The sequence below is a fragment of the Thermomonospora umbrina genome, from assembly GCF_003386555.1.
Classification (GTDB): Bacteria; Actinomycetota; Actinomycetes; order Streptosporangiales; family Streptosporangiaceae; genus Thermomonospora; species Thermomonospora umbrina.
On record NZ_QTTT01000001.1, the window covers coordinates 4,696,515 to 4,711,707 of the forward strand.

The 15,193-nt window shown below is 73.0% G+C and carries 17 protein-coding genes; 10 read left to right on the forward strand and 7 right to left on the reverse strand.

Annotation, left to right across the window (positions count from 1 at the left end; genetic code table 11):
• The first annotated feature begins 25 nt into the window (after nucleotides 1–25).
• Both DFJ69_RS20910 and nudC read left to right on the forward strand, forming a co-directional pair.
• Nucleotides 26–1,408 carry a dipeptidase gene (locus tag DFJ69_RS20910; RefSeq protein WP_116024169.1) on the forward strand — a complete coding sequence of 461 codons (1,383 nt, stop codon included), beginning with the start codon at nucleotides 26–28 and terminating at the stop codon, nucleotides 1,406–1,408.
• The gene (gene nudC, locus DFJ69_RS20915; protein ID WP_116024170.1) at nucleotides 1,408–2,313 is read left to right on the forward strand and encodes an NAD(+) diphosphatase; all 906 of its coding nucleotides are present in this window, start codon (nucleotides 1,408–1,410) and stop codon (nucleotides 2,311–2,313) included. Before DFJ69_RS20910 ends, nudC begins: the two co-directional genes overlap by 1 nt.
• Here the strand turns inward: nudC and DFJ69_RS20920 are convergent.
• Nucleotides 2,303–2,569, reverse strand: coding sequence for a mycoredoxin (locus tag DFJ69_RS20920; RefSeq protein ID WP_116024171.1), 267 nt, complete (start codon nucleotides 2,567–2,569; stop codon nucleotides 2,303–2,305). The genes nudC and DFJ69_RS20920 overlap by 11 nt on opposite strands.
• A 121-nt stretch (nucleotides 2,570–2,690) precedes the next feature.
• Here DFJ69_RS20920 and DFJ69_RS20925 point away from each other — a divergent pair, with 121 nt between their 5' ends.
• From DFJ69_RS20925 to DFJ69_RS20945, 5 genes are all read left to right on the forward strand, one after another.
• The gene (locus DFJ69_RS20925) at nucleotides 2,691–4,799 is read left to right on the forward strand and encodes an ATP-dependent DNA helicase UvrD2 (RefSeq protein WP_116024172.1); all 2,109 of its coding nucleotides are present in this window, start codon (nucleotides 2,691–2,693) and stop codon (nucleotides 4,797–4,799) included.
• 5 nt (nucleotides 4,800–4,804) lie between these two features.
• A complete protein-coding gene (gene tesB, locus DFJ69_RS20930) occupies nucleotides 4,805–5,689 on the forward strand; it encodes an acyl-CoA thioesterase II (protein WP_116024173.1) in 885 nt (294 codons plus the stop codon).
• A 133-nt stretch (nucleotides 5,690–5,822) separates the two neighbouring features.
• Complete coding sequence (locus DFJ69_RS20935; RefSeq protein ID WP_116024174.1) at nucleotides 5,823–6,179, forward strand: hypothetical protein; 357 nt, start codon at nucleotides 5,823–5,825, stop codon at nucleotides 6,177–6,179.
• A 141-nt stretch (nucleotides 6,180–6,320) separates the two neighbouring features.
• Nucleotides 6,321–6,572 (forward strand): WhiB family transcriptional regulator, encoded by a 252-nt coding sequence (locus tag DFJ69_RS20940; RefSeq protein ID WP_425453421.1) that lies wholly within the window; start codon nucleotides 6,321–6,323, stop codon nucleotides 6,570–6,572.
• A 184-nt stretch (nucleotides 6,573–6,756) separates the two neighbouring features.
• Nucleotides 6,757–6,936, forward strand: coding sequence for a hypothetical protein (locus DFJ69_RS20945; protein WP_116024176.1), 180 nt, complete (start codon nucleotides 6,757–6,759; stop codon nucleotides 6,934–6,936).
• 161 nt (nucleotides 6,937–7,097) lie between these two features.
• Here the strand turns inward: DFJ69_RS20945 and DFJ69_RS20950 are convergent, their stop codons facing one another.
• Together DFJ69_RS20950 and DFJ69_RS33825 are read right to left on the reverse strand one after the other, a co-directional pair.
• Entirely contained in the window at nucleotides 7,098–8,444 is a 1,347-nt protein-coding gene (locus DFJ69_RS20950; protein WP_116024177.1) for an ABC1 kinase family protein, read from the reverse strand.
• Nucleotides 8,445–8,637: 193 nt separating this feature from the next.
• Nucleotides 8,638–8,973: a hypothetical protein gene (locus DFJ69_RS33825; protein WP_147312382.1), complete on the reverse strand. Its 336-nt coding sequence runs from the start codon at nucleotides 8,971–8,973 to the stop codon at nucleotides 8,638–8,640.
• Nucleotides 8,974–9,127: 154 nt separating this feature from the next.
• Here DFJ69_RS33825 and DFJ69_RS20960 point away from each other — a divergent pair, with 154 nt between their 5' ends.
• The gene (locus DFJ69_RS20960; protein ID WP_116024179.1) at nucleotides 9,128–9,706 is read left to right on the forward strand and encodes a M48 metallopeptidase family protein; all 579 of its coding nucleotides are present in this window, start codon (nucleotides 9,128–9,130) and stop codon (nucleotides 9,704–9,706) included.
• Entirely contained in the window at nucleotides 9,703–10,326 is a 624-nt protein-coding gene (locus DFJ69_RS20965) for a DUF2064 domain-containing protein (protein WP_116024180.1), read from the forward strand. Before DFJ69_RS20960 ends, DFJ69_RS20965 begins: the two co-directional genes overlap by 4 nt.
• Before the next feature lie 521 nt (nucleotides 10,327–10,847).
• Here the strand turns inward: DFJ69_RS20965 and DFJ69_RS20970 are convergent.
• Genes DFJ69_RS20970 through DFJ69_RS20975 form a run of 3 tightly spaced genes read right to left on the reverse strand, consistent with a single transcriptional unit; the run spans nucleotide 10,848 to nucleotide 13,032 of the window.
• Entirely contained in the window at nucleotides 10,848–11,414 is a 567-nt protein-coding gene (locus DFJ69_RS20970) for an NUDIX hydrolase (protein ID WP_116024181.1), read from the reverse strand.
• Nucleotides 11,411–11,665 carry a hypothetical protein gene (locus tag DFJ69_RS33830; RefSeq protein WP_147312383.1) on the reverse strand — a complete coding sequence of 85 codons (255 nt, stop codon included), beginning with the start codon at nucleotides 11,663–11,665 and terminating at the stop codon, nucleotides 11,411–11,413. The genes DFJ69_RS20970 and DFJ69_RS33830 overlap by 4 nt, the downstream gene beginning before the upstream one ends.
• Complete coding sequence (locus DFJ69_RS20975) at nucleotides 11,662–13,032, reverse strand: zinc-dependent metalloprotease (RefSeq protein WP_116024182.1); 1,371 nt, start codon at nucleotides 13,030–13,032, stop codon at nucleotides 11,662–11,664. Before DFJ69_RS20975 ends, DFJ69_RS33830 begins: the two co-directional genes overlap by 4 nt.
• Nucleotides 13,033–13,120: 88 nt before the next feature.
• On the opposite strand from DFJ69_RS20975, the gene DFJ69_RS20980 reads away from it, so the two are divergent.
• Nucleotides 13,121–14,239: an NAD-dependent epimerase/dehydratase family protein gene (locus tag DFJ69_RS20980; protein ID WP_245974494.1), complete on the forward strand. Its 1,119-nt coding sequence runs from the start codon at nucleotides 13,121–13,123 to the stop codon at nucleotides 14,237–14,239.
• Between the two features lie 56 nt (nucleotides 14,240–14,295).
• On the opposite strand, the gene DFJ69_RS20985 is transcribed toward DFJ69_RS20980, so the two are convergent.
• Entirely contained in the window at nucleotides 14,296–15,108 is an 813-nt protein-coding gene (locus DFJ69_RS20985; RefSeq protein ID WP_170177730.1) for an alpha/beta fold hydrolase, read from the reverse strand.
• Between the last annotated feature and the right edge of the window lie 85 nt (nucleotides 15,109–15,193).

Consider the following 15,193-nt stretch of genomic DNA (forward strand, 5'->3'; position numbering starts at 1 on the left):
CGGGTGCGCAAAGGGGGGCATCATCATGGACGTACGCGAATACATCGAGGCCAACGCGGCGGACTTCTTCGCCGACCTCAAGGAGTGGCTCTCCATCCCCTCCATCTCCGGGAACCCGGCCCACGCCGTCGACGTACGGCGCTCGGCCGCCTGGCTGTCGGGGCACCTGCGCGAGACGGGCTTCCCGACCGTGGAGGTCTGGGAGACGCCGGGGCTGCCCGCCGTGTTCGCCGAATGGCCCGCCGCCGACCCGGGCGCGCCCACGGTGCTCGTCTACGGGCACCACGACGTGCAGCCGATCGAGCCCATCGAGGAGTGGGTCACCGACCCGTTCGCCCCCATCGAGGACGGCGACCGGCTCATCGGTCGGGGCAGCTCCGACGACAAGGGCCAGGTGCTCTTCCACTCCCTGGGCCTGCGCGCCGGGATCGCCGCCTCCGCCGCCACCGCGCCGCCGGTCACGATCAAGATGCTGGTGGAGGGCGAGGAGGAGTCGGGCTCGCCCAACCTGCCCGACCTGCTGCGCGCCCACGCCGACCGGCTCGCCTGCGACGTCATCGTCGTCAGCGACACCACCATGTGGCTCGCCGACGTGCCGTCCATGTGCACCGGGATGCGCGGCCTCACCGAGGCGGAGCTGGCGCTGTACGGCCCCGACACCGACCTGCACTCGGGCTCGTTCGGCGGCGCGGTGCCCAACCCGCTGCACGCCATGGCCTCGCTGCTCGCGGGCCTGCACGATACCGACGGCCGGGTGACGCTGCCGGGCTTCTACGACGGTGTCGTCCCGCTCAGCGACGAGGAACGGCGGTTGTTCGCCAAGCTGCCGTTCGACGAGGGGGAGTGGCTCGCCACGGCCGGCAACAGCCGCGCCCCCCACGGCGAGCGCGGCTTCACCACCCTTGAACGCGTCTGGGCACGACCGACCGCCGAGGTCAACGGCATGTGGGGCGGGCACACCGGCCCCGGCGGCAAGACCATCGTGCCGAGCGAGGCGCACGCCAAGGTCTCGTTCCGACTGGTCGCCGGACAGGACCCGGCCGAGGTCCAGCGGTCCTTCCGGGCGTACGTCGAGGCGAACACCCCGCCGGGGATCCGCGCCGAGGTCGCGTTGCCCTCGGGCGGCTTCCGCGCCTGCTTCTCGCCCATCGACTCGGCGGGTGTCCGCGCCGCACGGCGGGCCATGGAACGGGCGTTCGGCACCGATGTCCTGTTCACCCGCGAGGGCGGCAGCGGCCCGGAGGCGGACCTTTCCGAGATCCTGGACGCCCCGCTGGTGTTCGTGGCGGTCGGCCTCGACTCCGACCGCATCCACGCCCCCAACGAGAAGGTCGAGATGCCCCTGCTGCTCAAGGGAGCCGAGGCCGCCGCGTACATGTGGGACGAGTTCGCCACGGCGCTGCGCTGATGGAACGCCTCGAATGGCTGGCGCTGGCCCGAGGGCGCCTCGACCGGGTCGCCGAACGCCGCCGCGACGACGCCTGGGTCGCCGAGCGCTGGGCCGACCCCGCCAGCCGCGTCCTGGTCGTCGAGGGCGGCCGGGCCCTCATCACGACCGCGGACGGGCCGAGGCTGATCCACGTCTCCCCGGAAGACGCCCCCGAGGGCGACCGCTACCTGCTCGGCGTGGACGAGGACGGCGTCGCGCACTTCGCGGTGTCCGGGCCGCTGCCCGTCATCGAGGGCTCCGACACGGTCGACCTCCGCAGGGTCGGCGCGGCGCTCGGCGACCTCGACTCGACCCTGCTCACGTACGCGGTGGCGTTGCAGAACTGGCACGCCAGGCACGGCCACTGCCCCCGGTGCGGGGTGCCCACCGACATCGTCAAGGCGGGCCACGGTCGGCTGTGCCCCGCCGATGGGTCCGAGCACTTCCCGCGCCTGGACCCGGCCGTCATCATGCTGGTCCGCGACGACCGCGACCGGGTCCTGTTGGCCTGCGCCCCGGGCTGGCCGGAACGCATGATGTCGGTGCTCGCCGGCTTCGTGGAGCCGGGGGAGTCGTTGGAGCAGGCCGTCGCCCGCGAGGTGTTCGAAGAGGTCGGACTCGTGGTCGACGACATCGTCTACCTGGGCAGCCAGCCCTGGCCGCTGCCGCAGAGTCTCATGGTGGGCTTCTTCTGCCGCGCCACCGGGGACTCGACGTTCACCATCGACCCCGAAGAGATCGCCGAGGCCCGTTGGTTCACCCGCGAAGAACTGGGAGAGGCGGCCGGGGCGGAGACCACGCTGCTGCCCGGCCGTCTCTCCATCGCCCGCCAGCTCATCGAGCGCTGGTACGGCGACCGGCTGCCGGGGCAGGTCAACTGGTGACGGCCAGGGTCTCCAGGTGGCTCTTGACCTTCTTGGCCGGCGGGTTCGTCATGACGGTACCGTCGCTGAACAGCAGGGTCGGGACGACCGCGTTGCCGCCGTTGACGCTCATCACGTAATCGGCGGCGGTCGGGTCCTGCTCGATGTCGACCTCGCGCATGTAGATGCCCTCACGGGCGAGCTGACTCTTGAGCCGCCTGCAGAAACCGCACCACGACGTGGTGTACATCGTGACCTCGCTCATCGGAGTCGCCATCTGTGGGCCCCGCTCCCTCTGCTCTCGTCCGCAACCTGTCCAGGCATTGTCAACCGTCCCATGGTCCGGGACATTCCGTCGGCGCGTGGTGCCAGACTGGACGCCCGAGGGAGGAGAGACGATGGAGGCCGATGCGGTCCTGGAGGGGCTCGACCCCGAGCAGCGCGCGGTCGCCGAGGCGGTGCGCGGCCCGGTGTGCGTGCTGGCGGGCGCGGGCACCGGCAAGACGCGCGCCATCACCCACCGGATCGCCTACGCCACCCTGACCGGGGTCGTCGCGCCGCAGCGGGTGCTGGCCGTGACGTTCACCACCCGGGCGGCGGGGGAGCTGCGCGGGCGGCTGCGGCGGCTGGGCGCGCCCGGTGTGCAGGCCCGCACCTTCCACGCCGCCGCGCTGCGCCAGCTCTCCTACTTCTGGCCCAAGGTGGTCGGCGGCGAGGCCCCCCGCATCATCGACTCCAAGATCGCGCTGGTCGCGGACGCGGCGCGGGCCTGCCGGCTGTCGTACGGGCGCACCGAGCTGCGCGACATCGCGGGCGAGATCGAGTGGGCCAAGGTCACCCAGCATCGGCCGGAGGACTACCCGGCGGCCGTCGTCCGGGCGGGGCGCAAGGCCCCCGCCGAGGTCGTCGACGTCGCCCGCGTCTACGCCATGTACGAGCAGCTCCGGCGTGAGCGCAACCTGCTCGACTTCGAGGGCATGCTCGAGCTGACCGCCGCGATGCTCACCGAGTCGCCCGAGATGGCCCGGTCGGTGCGCGACCAGTACCGCTACTTCGTGGTCGACGAGTACCAGGACGTCAACCCGCTCCAGAAGCTCCTGCTGGACGCCTGGCTCGGCGACCGCGACGAGCTGTGCGTCGTCGGCGACCCCAACCAGACCATCTACTCCTTCACCGGCGCGTCCCCCGACCACCTGCTGAACTTCCCCCGCCTCCATCCCGAGGCCCGGGTGGTCAAGCTCGTCCGCGACTACCGCTCCACGCCCCAGGTCGTCCGGCTCGCCAACGGGGTCATCGGCCAAGCGCGCGGCGACGCCGCCCGGCGGCACCGGTTGGAGCTGGTCGCGCAGCGCGCCGACGGGCCCGACCCGGTCTTCCACGAGTACGACGACGAGGTCGCCGAGGCCGACGACATCGCCCGCCGGGCCCGCAAGCTGATCGACGAGGGCGTGCCCGCCAGCGAGATCGCCGTCCTCTACCGGATCAACGCCCAGTCGGAGAACTTCGAGGCCGCGTTCGCCGCCGCCGGGGTCCCCGTGGTGCTGCGCGGCGCGGAGCGGTTCTTCGAACGTCCCGAGGTCCGCGACGCGGTGGTCCGGCTGCGCGGGGCCGCCCGCGCCGGGGCCGACGCCGAGACCGACGGCATGGGGCTGATCGCGACCGTCCGGCACGTGCTGACCGGCGCGGGCTTCACCGAGCGGCCCCCGGACGGCACCGGCGCGGCCCGCGCGAAGTGGGAGTCGCTGTCGGCCCTCGCGCAGCTCGCCGAGGACGTCGCCGTCGCCCACCCCGGCGCGGGCCTGCCCGAGTTCGTCGCCGAGATCGAGGAGCGCGCCGCCGTCCAGCACGCCCCCACGCTGGAGGGCGTCACGCTGGCGAGCCTGCACTCCGCCAAGGGCCTGGAGTGGGACGCGGTGTTCCTGGCCGGGGTCGTCGAGGGCACCCTCCCGATCATCTACGCCGAGACCGCCGAGCAGATCGAGGAGGAACGGCGGCTGCTGTACGTGGGCGTGACCCGGGCCCGCGAGCACCTGTCGCTGTCCTGGTCCCTCGCCCGCACGCCCGGCGGCCGCAAGGGCCGGCGCCCGTCCCGTTTCCTGGACGGCCTCAACCCCAAGGCGTCGACGTCGACGCCCGCCCCCGTCGACCGTTCGCGCCGCCGCGCCGCCAAGGGGCCGATGCCGTGCCGGGTCTGCGGCCGGCCGCTCACCGCGGCGCTGGAACGCAAGCTCGGCCGCTGCGAGGACTGCCCCTCCGACCTCAACGAGGAGCTGCTGGCCTCGCTGAAGGAGTGGCGCGCGACGGTCGCCGCCGAGCAGAAGGTCCCCGCCTACGTGATCTTCACCGACGCGACCCTGCAGGCCATCGCCGAACGCGGCCCCGAGACGATCGAGGAGCTCGCGCAGATCTCCGGGGTCGGGGCCACCAAACTCACCCGTTTCGGACAGGCCGTTCTGGCGTTGTGCCGGGGTGAGACCTGGCCCACAGAGCCCGGCCTGCAAGACTGACCGCTGTGAACGAGGCGCTCAAGGAACTGCTGGACCTGCTCGACCTGGAGCAGATCGAGAGCGACATCTTCCGCGGTCGCAGCCCCCAGGACCGCCAGCAGCGCGTGTTCGGCGGTCAGGTCGCCGGCCAGGCCCTGGTCGCCGCGGGTCGGACCGTTCCGGTCAACCGGGTGCTGCACTCGCTGCACGCCTACTTCGTCCGGCCCGGCGACCCGCTGGTCCCGATCGTCTACACCGTGGACCGGATCCGCGACGGCCGGTCGTTCACCACGCGCCGGGTGGTCGCCGTCCAGCACGGCAAGGCCATCTTCATGCTGTCGGCGTCGTTCCAGACCCCCGAGGACGGACCGGTCCACCAGGCCCCGATGCCGGACGCGCCGGCGCCGGAGGGCCTGCCGACCTTCCGCGACCGGCTCGCGCCGATCTTCGGCGCCGACCTGGCCGACAAGATCACCACTCGCCGCCCCATCGACCTGCGGCACGCCACCCCGCTCACCTGGGAGGCGGCCAAGGACCCGGCGCTGGCCACCCCCGAGTCCAAGGTCTGGCTGCGGGTGGACGGCGAGCTGCCCGACGACCCGATGCTGCACCTGTGCCTCATGACGTACGCCTCGGACATGACGCTGCTCGACACGGTGCTGCTCAACCACGGCCTGGCCTGGGGCGACAAGCGCACCATGGGCGCCAGCCTGGACCACGCGATGTGGTTCCACGGGCCGTTCCGGGCCGACGAGTGGCTGCTGTACGTTCAGGACACCCCGTTCGCCGGCGGCGCCCGCGGGCTGGCCAGGGGGCAGGTGTTCACCCGGGACGGCCGACTGGTGGTGTCGGTGATGCAGGAGGGGCTCATCCGGGTCACCGACGCCCCAGGGGCTCCAGAGGTCGGGTGAAGTGCCCCACGAAACCGCAGGTCAAAAATACCTTGATTGATTTCGCCCGACGATCGTAGTCTCTACGAGAACAAGGAACGGCCGAGCGCCCTCGCGCGCGGCATGACGAGCCAGAGAGGTGGTGTGCAGTCCGGTGATCAGCATGATGCGCAAATCAGCGACCTGGGCCACGCCGTACCCCGGCCCGCATGCCGTCGCGTCCGAGTCCCCCGCGCTGACCCTGTCGTTCACGTCGCCGACCCTCCCGCAGGGCTGTGACGTGCACGGCGGCGATCAGCCGTTCGGCACCGCGCGGCAGGCGTACAGCGGCGTGCAAGCGCGCGTCGTCACGCGACTGCGCGACATCGCGCGGACGACGCAGCGTGTCCAGGAAGAGGGACAGGGGTGGCGTGTCGGCGAAGGCACGTTCGTCGCCCCGATCGCCCTCACGGCCCAGATGAGCGCCGCCAATGGCGGTGCGGGTCCGTATCCCTGGAGGCAACCGGTCTAAGACACCGGGAAAGCCCCCAGGCCGCGGATCCAGACACCGGATCCGCGGCCTCTTTGTATGTGGCCGCAAGTCCCGTCGAAACGAACCCGTTGAGAACCAACGAGAGGAACAAGGGTGACTGCGATGCAGGGGGCTCTCGCCATGAGCGACGAGGACCTCACGCTTCCGTGCCGGACCGAACCGGAGCTCTTCTTCGCCGAGGCGCCCGCCGACGTCGAGCTGGCCAAGGCACTGTGCCTGGACTGCCCGATCCGCAGGAACTGCCTCGCCGGCGCCACCGAGCGTCAGGAGCCCTGGGGCGTCTGGGGCGGCGAGCTGTTCGTCAAGGGCGAGATCGTCGCCCGCAAGCGCCCGCGCGGCCGTCCCCGCAAGAACGCCGACGTCGCCGCCTGACCCGGGAGTCGAGCCTCACCACGACTCCGACCCGGCCCTCGCCACGGCGAGGACCACCCACCGGCGACCCCGGGCCGCTCCGGCCCACCGGGTCGACACACCACCGGGCCCCGGCCCGGGGTCGCCGCCGGGTGACAGCGGACGCGGAACGGGCGTTGTCGGGATCTGTGCCGAGGAGCGCAAGGTGACTTTGTTCAACGAGATGACGGCCGGGGAGTCGTACCGGTCCGTTCAGGAGGCCGCGGCCGTTCGGTCGTGGCAGCTCGAGCCGCAGGCGGCGGCGCGGGTGCGTGTGCTTCGGCGGGCCCGTAGGGACGCCGAGGTGCGGGCCATCCGCGTGCGTCGCATCCTGCTCACCCGGTAGAGGCGTCGCCTTCCGCGCTTTCAGGGATGGTTTCGCGGAAGGGGTCTCCCGGGGAGCCCGGCGCGCGTCGGTGTCCCTACCTCGCCGGCGCGCGCGAAAGCGGGGCCCTGCCCACCATCACCGGGCAGGGCCCCGCTCGACGTTCCGCGTCGTTCGCAGGGTCAGGCGGTGAGCTCGTCGTGCTCGTCGGAGGGCGCGACCTCGTCCTCGGCGAAGCCGGGGATCCACCGCAGGACCTCGGCGCGGGCCGGGATCTCGCACTCCAGTTGGCAGAGCACCCCGGTGCCGGCCGACAGCACCCGGTGGATGATCACGTACTCGGGCGGCAGGTTGAGCTGCCGCACCACGTTGGTGGGGCGCAGGTCGGTGACCCGGGCGGTCATCATCCGCAGCCACTCCCGGGTGAACGCGAACGTCTCGGTGACGAACGGCTCGGTGATCGGGGCCAGGAACGCCTGCAGCGACTCGGCGTCGATCTCGACGTCCTCGCGGATGAAGGCCTCGTCGCGGAGCGCCTGCTCGACCTCCTCGATCTCGGCCATGGTGCCGATCCGCAACAGCAGGCCCAGCCGGCGCTGGAAGCCCCCCGGGATGCGGTCGACCGCCCCGAAGTCCATCACCCCGAGCCGGCCGTCCTCCAGGATGCGGAAGTTGCCGGGATGCGGGTCGCCGTGCAACATCCCCGACCGCTTCGGCCCCGACAGCAGGAACCGGCAGTACAGCAGGGCCGCGTGGTCGCGCTCCTCCCGGGTGCCGTCGCTGATCACCTTGGACAGCGGGGTGCCGTCGATCCACTCGGTGACCAACACGTCGCCCGACTGCGCGATGACCGCCGGCACGTGGAAGTCGGGGTCGTCGGCGTACGCCTCGGCGAAGGCCCGCTGCGACTCGGCCTCGATCGTGTAGTCCAGCTCCTCGGTGACCCGCTCCTTGAGCTCGGCCAGCATGGGCTTGATGTCCATGCCCGGCATCAGCACCGCGAACAGCTTGCCCAGCCGGGCGAGCTGGTTGAAGTCGCTGATCAGGGCCTTGCCGGCACCCGGGTACTGGACCTTGACCGCCACCCGGCGGCCGTCCTTCCAGACCGCCTGGTGGACCTGGCCGATGGAGGCCGCGGCGGCGGGCCGGTCGTCGAAGACCTCGAACCGCTCCCGCCAGTCCTCGCCGAGCCCCTCGGCCAGCACCTTGTGGACGGCGGCGGCGGGCAGCGGCGGGGCCGCCTCCTGCAGCCGGGTGAGCGTGGCGCGGTACGGCCCGGCGATCTCGGGCGGCAGCGCGGCCTCGAAGATGGAGAGCATCTGGCCCAGCTTCATGGCCCCGCCCTTGAGCTCCCCGAGCACCTTGAACAACTGCTCGGCGGTGCGCTGCTGGATCTCCAGCGCCACCAGCTCGGCCGGCTTGCCCAGGGTTCGCTTCCCGACACCCAGCGCGGCGCGGCCGGCGAATCCGAGGGGCAGCGATGCCAGCTTCGCGGACCGCGTCACCGCGCGGCGGGGGAGATCACTCACCTGTTCATTGTCAGGGATCCCACTCGTTCCCGCCACAACGACCGTCCACCAATCCCCGGGCCGCCCGCCGCCCTCCCCGGCGACCTGCCACAACCGCGTAAGTGTGCGCTTTCTCACCTGGGCCTCCTCGCGTCGAACGCGCCGCGGGCACGTCGTCCGGGTCCGCCGGGACGGCCCGACCGTGCCCCGCGGGTCAGTTCCTGGACGCCGCCGAACGCGGTCCGCGGGGGACCAGCCGATCAGGCCGCGGCTCCGCCGTCGTGTGCGGCCCTCGCCGGCGCGCCGTGCACTCCGCCATCCGACCCGCCGCCATCGACAGGAGCACCGGCGCGGTGATCTCGATCACCAGGATCATCGACTCGGCGGGCACTCCCAGCCTGCGGGACACCCGCCGGGCCGCCGGACGCAGCGCCCGGCCCGCCGCCCCGCCGATCAACGCGCCGGCCACACCGCTGGCGATCCGGGCGGACAGCGAACGCGGCGCCGGCCGACCGCGCCGGCGCGTTCCCCTCTTGGACCTCTGGCTCATGTGCACCCCCCGGGACTAGACTGTTGCGGAAGGTACCCAACCGAGCACACAGCGATGCGATCCGGGTTCGAGGTTTACAGATTCAGCGATCCTGACCTGGGAAAACGCAGCACACCCCCTGTGGCCGAAGCAAAAACTTGGGTACCGTCTAGGTGTGCAGCCCCCCAACGTGGAGGTCCGCCGTAGCGCGCGGCGCAGGCGGACCGTCTCCGCCTATCGCGATGGCAACAAGACCGTGGTGCTGCTGCCGTCCCGGCTCACCGAGGCCGAGGAGGAGCAGTGGGTCGCGACCATCCTGGAGCGCCTCGCCGAGCGTGAACGCCGGCGCAGGCCCAGCGACGCCGCCCTGCTCGCCCGCGCTCAGGAGCTCTCCCGGCGACACCTCGCCGGAAGAGCCCAGCCGGTCAGCGTCCGCTGGGTGGACAACCAGCGCACCCGCTGGGGTTCCTGCACCCCCGACGACGGAACGATCCGACTGTCCACCCGGCTGCGCGGCATGCCGCCCTGGGTGGTGGACTACGTCCTCGTCCATGAGCTGGCCCACCTGCTCGTTCCCGGCCACAACACCCACTTCTGGAAGCTCGTCGCCGGATACCCCAAGGCCGAACGGGCACGCGGCTACCTGGAGGGCGTGGCCGCCGCCGCCCACCTGCCCCAGTCCGAGCAGGGCGACGGTTGCCCCTCCGACGAACGGGACGCCGAAGGCGAGCTGCCCCGTGAGGCCGCCGGGTGACCACGCGGTTCGCCGCGGTCCTGGCCTCACCCCCCGACACACCGCTCGCCGTGCCCGGCATCGATCCCGCCGAGCTGCGGCTCGCCCTGCTGGAGGACGCCTACGAGGTGGCGGCGGGCCTCGAACTGGTCACCCCGGCCCTGATCCTCGACCCTCCCGACCAACCCGACGCCGAGGCCGTGACCTGGCCCGGGACGCCCCTCATCCGAGAGCCCTCCCGCGCCGCCGCCCTGGAGGCCCTGCACCGTCTCGGCGCGGACGAGGTCGTCCTGCTCGCCCCGGACGTCCCCGATCTCCCCGCCCTCATGATCGGCAAGCTGTTCCGCGCGCTGGGCGCCGCCCCCGCCGCCGCGAGCCCCGCCACGAACGGCGGCCTGGTGGCCCTCGCCCTCCGCCTCCCGGCCCCCACCTGGCTCACCGCCACCCTGCCCGCCCTCGGCACCACGATGGCCGCCCCCGACGCCTTGACCCACCTGCGCGAGGCCGCCCCCCGCCCCGGCCAGGTCCGCAAGACCCCGGGCTGGCACCGCATCCACACCCCCGACGACCTCCGCCACCTCGACCCCGGTCTCGAAGGCTGGGAAACCACCCGCGCCCTCCTCACCGGCACCCCCCTCTAGCCGCACGACTCAACACGGCGGGGGCCCCGGCGGAGCGCCTGCGCCACCCTCACTGGGACTGCCTTGCAGGGCGTACGGTTCGGTCCCGCAGCGGCCTGGGCTTGGAGGCGGGAAGAGCGCCGGCGCCCTCCTCACCGGCACCCCCCTCTAGCCGCGCGACTCAACACGGCGGGGGCCTCGGGGGAGCGCCTGCGCCGCCCTCATTGGGCCTGCCTTGCAGGGCGTACGGTTCGGTCCCGCAGCGGCCTGGGCTTGGAGGCGGGAAGAGCGCCGGCGCCCTCCTCACCGGCCCCTTCTGGCCGCACGGTCCAGTACGGCAGGGGCGCGGGCGGTCTCGACGCGGGGTTCGGGGACTGTGGGAGCACCTGCGCCCCTCGTTGGCATCGCCTCATAGGCCGTACGGCTCGGCGTTGTGGTTCTCGGCCCTGGGGTTGGGCCCCTTCCGTCGGCAACCCCTCGGGCTCGTACGGCTCGGGAGGGGAGAGCGCCGGGGTGTTGCTCGGCGGTGGCCCGCCGGGGGTCTAGGTCGTGCGGCTCAGGGCTGTGGTGGCGCGGGCGACGAGGCGGCGGACGGTGTCGTCGGTGGGTTCCGGGAGGGAGTCGACGGGGAACCAGCGCAGGTCGTCGGACTCGTCGCTGATCCGGTGGCGGGCGTCGGCCGGGGCCACCGCCACGTACTGGACGTCGAGGTGGTGGGAGCCCTCCGGATGGCAGCGGACGTGGTGGCGGTCGATCTGCACCGGGTCCGGGAGGAGCCGGAGACCGGGGATGCCGGACTCCTCGGTGGCCTCACGGAGGGCGGCGGCCGACAGCGTGGTGTCGTCGGGCTCGCAGTGGCCGCCCAGTTGGAGCCACGCCTTGACCTTGCCGTGCAGGGTCAGCAGCACCCGGGAGCCGGAGGCGTCCAGGACCGCGGTGCTGGCGGTGACGTGCCCGGGGACGCACTCGCGCCACACGCCGTCCGGGTGCGTTTCCAGGTGGCGCAGGAAATCCTCGCGCAGCCGGTCCTGGGCGGTGTCGGGAGCCCGCCAGCCCTCGAGCACGCGGATGGCGTCGGCGTGCAGGGGGCCCGGCCGGCCGTTCGTCATGAGCCGCCGATCGACCGGCGGCGACGGCGTTCCTGGTCGTGCGGGCGTTCCCAGCGGACGGCGCCGGCCGGCGCCCGCGCCGACGTCGGATCGTGCCCGTCGCCCCGGGCCTCCGGCCTGCGGCAGCCCCGGGCGTGGCCCGCATGGTCGCCGCCGTGGCCGGGAGAGCCGCCGAACGGGCCCTGACAGCCCCTGCCCCGGTGCGACCACGAGGGACGGCCGAGCGCGCAGTGCGCGCTCCAGATGCTCAAGACCCCTCCGGACGGCCGTCGGGGGACTCGCCCTCGTCGTCCTCGCGGCCCTCGTCGCGCGGGTCGAGGCCGTCGGTGAACTTGGACAGGTCGAGATCGGACAGGCCGGGCTGGTCGGGACGGCCGTGGACGAAGCCGTCCGGGTCGTCCAGATCCTCGGTGTGCGGCATCAGGTCGGGGTGGCCCCAGATCGCGTCGCGCCCCTCGACCCCTCGGGCCGTGGTCAGTGCCCGCCACAGCGCGCCCGCCTCACGCAGTCGGCGGGGCCGCAGCTCCAGACCGACCAGCGTGGCGAACGTCCGTTCGGCGGGACCGCCGGTGGCGCGGCGGCGGCGGACCGCCTCGGCCAGCTTGACCGCACCCGGCAGCCGGCCCTCGGCGACCTGGTTGACCACGGTGTCGACCCAGCCCTCGATCAGGGCCAGGGCGGTCTCCAGCCGGGCCAGCGCGGCCTTCTGCTGGGGGGTCTCCTCAGGGGTGAGCTGGAGCTCGCCGCCCAACGCCCGCTGCAGGGCCTCCGGATCGCTGAGGTCCAGCCCCGCGACCGCCTGCTCGATGCCCGACAGGTCGACGGTGATGCCCCGGGCGTAGTCCTCGACCGCGCCGAGCACGTACGCCCGCAGCCACGGCACATGGGCGAACAGCCGCTGGTGGGCGGCCTCCCGCAGGGCCAGGTAGAGCCGCACCTCCTCGGTGGACAGCTCCAGGCCCTCGCCGAACGCGGCCACCCCGGCGGGCAGCAGCGCCCCGACCCCGTCGGGGGCCAGCGGCAGGCCGACGTCGGAGGAGCCGACCACCTCCCGGGCCAGCGCGCCGAGCGCCTGTCCGGCCTGGCCGCCGACCATCGCGCCGGCCATCTGCTTGACCATCCCGATCAGCGGGCCGGCCATGGCCTGCATCTCCTCGGGAAGGGGGCCGCCGCCGAGGGCGCCGCCCATCGACTCGACCATCCGGGTGGCGATCGGGTCGCAGATGGTGGACCAGACCGGCAGGGTCCGCTCGATCCACTCCGAGCGGCTCCAGGCCTCCGGGCTGCGGATGCCCGCGGGCAGGGTGGTGCCCTCGTCGAGCCACAGGTCGGCCAGCCGGAGGGCCTCGGTCACCTGCTTTCGCTCGGCGTCCACGACGGACGGGTCGCCCTGCTCGGCCACGGAATGCCGGGCGATGTTCTTGGCGAGATCCCAGTTCAGCGGACCGCCGGCGCCCGGCGCGCCCTGGTTGCCGATCATGTCGGCGAATCGGTGGAGCATGTCGGCGAACTGCCGCATGTCTCCGCCCATGGCGGAGAAGGGATCTGAGGGCCTGCCGGACGAGGAGTCGTCGCCGTCGTCGCCCGGCCTGTTGAAGCCGAAGGGCAGATCACTCATCGGGTCGCCCCCAAGCGGCATGATGGGACCATACGGCCACGTTAGTCGGTCCTGGCGTGGACGCGTACTCAGGAAGGGGGCGTCGGCCTTGACAACGGGAAAGGTTCGCCCTCGGCGTAGCACCGCCCCGGTCGTCGCCGTCACCGGCGCGGCCACGGGTGCGGGCCGACTGCTCGCCCGGCGGCTGGTCGAGAGCGACGAGGTGCGCAAGGTGGTGGCGATCGACGGCCACCGGGGGGACGTGACGGGCGCGCTGTGGCGGGTGGCGGACGTCCGCGACCCGCTGCTGTCCAACCGGCTCGCCGACGTGGACGTCCTCGTCCACGTCGATGTCGACCGCTCGCCGGAGACGGACCCGCGCGAACGCCGCACCTACAACGTGCGGGGGGCGCAGACCGTGGTGACGGCGTGCGCCGCCGCCCGGGTGCGGCATGTGGTGCTGGTCACGAGCGCGATGGTGTACGGGGCGGCGCCGGACAACCCGGTCCCGCTCCCCGAGGACGCCCCGGTGGCGGGGGAGGCCAGCTCCAGCATCGTCGGCGACTTCCTGGAGATGGAGGAGGTGGCGGCCCACGCGCCGATCACCCATCCGGGCCTGGCGGTCACGGTCGTACGGCCCGCCGCACTGGTCGGCCCCGGGGTCGACACGGTCGTCACCCGGCATTTCGAGGCCCCGCGGCTGCTGGCCGTCAAGGGCAGGTCGCCGTGCTGGCAGTTCTGCCACATCGAGGACCTCGCCGCCGCCCTGGAGCAGGTGGTGGTGGGCCAGGTCGGCCAGGTGGGCGGAGTGGTCGGCCAACGGACGCCCACCGTGGTGGGTGTGGGCTGCGACGGCTGGCTGGAGCTGGAGGAGGTCGAGGAGATCACCGGCAAACGGCGCTTCGAGCTGCCCGCCGCCCTCACCTTCGGCACCGCCCAACGCCTGCACCGGCTCGGGCTGACCCCCGCACCCGCCACCGACCTGCACTACGTCGCCTATCCGTGGGTGGTCGACTGCGTCACGCTGCGCGCGGCGGGCTGGAAGCCGGTGTACGACAACGCCTCCGCCCTACGCGTCCTCCTGGAGGAGACCGCCGGCCGGCACGCCGTGGTCGGCCGCCGCGTGGGCGGCAAGGAGGCCACCATGGCCACCGCCGCCGGTGCCACGGTCGCCGTCATCGGGGCCGCCGCAGCCGTCCGCCGGGCCCGCAAACGCCGCCGAGCCTGACCGACACCCCGCGCGCCGGCCGGCCGCTGTGGGGCCGGCCGGTCGGGTGTGGGTGCTCAGGTCGTGGCGAGGTGGCGTGCGAGGAAGTCGCCGAGGTCGGTGAGGACCTGGGTGCGGTCGGTCTCGTTGAAGACCTCGTGGCGGGCGTCCTCGTAGAGGAACTCCTCGTAGGGGCGGCCGCCGAGTCGGCGGATCACCGGTGCCGAGTCGTTCATGGGCACGATCCGGTCGTCGGTGCCGTACAGCAGGAGCACCGGCAGTCCGAAGCGGGGTCCCGTGCGGAGGTCGTGCGAGGCGACGGCCACCGCCTTCGCCGTCTCCAGCGGGAACGCGCCCCGGTGGACGAGTGGGTCGTCGTCGTACGCCTGCGCCAGCGCCTCATCGCGCGTCAGCAGCGCGATGTCGAAGGGCGCCTCGTTCGGGATGCGGCCCGCCACCATCGCCGTGAAGAAGTCCTCCCGGCCGGCGAGCGGGCCCGACAGCGCGAGGGCGTCGGCGCACGAGGGGTACGTCTGGAGAAGGCGGCCCGCGATGAGGCCGCCCATCGAGTGCCCGATGACCGCCACCGGGAGGCCGGGGTGCGCGGCGCGCGCCGCGACGAGCACGTCGTGGAGGTCGTCGACCACGGGCGTGAAGTCGCGGATCACCGACCGGTCGCCCGAGCTGCGCCCGTGGCCCTCATGGTCGGGCCCCACCACCAGCGCGCCCAGGGCCGCCAGATGCTCGGCCACGTGCCCGTATCTGCCGAGGTGCTCGGCGTAGCCGTGGGAGAGCACCGCCACGAACGAGGGGCGGGGCGGGGCCCACGTGTACACGGCGAGGCGGCCGCGTCGGCCGTCGCGCATGCTCACGATCGGAGTGATTGGCATATGGACCTCCATGGACCTCTAGGGTTGACAGTGACGATACCCACACCTAACCTCCCGTTGCCATAGCCATTGCGCCTTGACACAG

Excerpts from the sequence above, each read along its gene's own strand:
- DFJ69_RS33825 (WP_147312382.1), bottom strand. The coding sequence starts at position 8,973 with ATGAGCCAGAGGTCCAAGAGGGGAACGCGCCGGCGCGGTCGGCCGGCG.
- DFJ69_RS20985 (WP_170177730.1), bottom strand. The coding sequence starts at position 15,108 with ATGCCAATCACTCCGATCGTGAGCATGCGCGACGGCCGACGCGGCCGC.
- DFJ69_RS20920 (WP_116024171.1), bottom strand. The coding sequence starts at position 2,569 with ATGGCGACTCCGATGAGCGAGGTCACGATGTACACCACGTCGTGGTGC.
- DFJ69_RS20940 (WP_425453421.1), top strand. The coding sequence starts at position 6,321 with ATGAGCGACGAGGACCTCACGCTTCCGTGCCGGACCGAACCGGAGCTC.
- DFJ69_RS20975 (WP_116024182.1), bottom strand. The coding sequence starts at position 13,032 with ATGAGTGATCTGCCCTTCGGCTTCAACAGGCCGGGCGACGACGGCGAC.
- DFJ69_RS20910 (WP_116024169.1), top strand. The coding sequence starts at position 26 with ATGGACGTACGCGAATACATCGAGGCCAACGCGGCGGACTTCTTCGCC.
- DFJ69_RS20970 (WP_116024181.1), bottom strand. The coding sequence starts at position 11,414 with ATGACGAACGGCCGGCCGGGCCCCCTGCACGCCGACGCCATCCGCGTG.
- DFJ69_RS20925 (WP_116024172.1), top strand. The coding sequence starts at position 2,691 with ATGGAGGCCGATGCGGTCCTGGAGGGGCTCGACCCCGAGCAGCGCGCG.
- nudC (WP_116024170.1), top strand. The coding sequence starts at position 1,408 with ATGGAACGCCTCGAATGGCTGGCGCTGGCCCGAGGGCGCCTCGACCGG.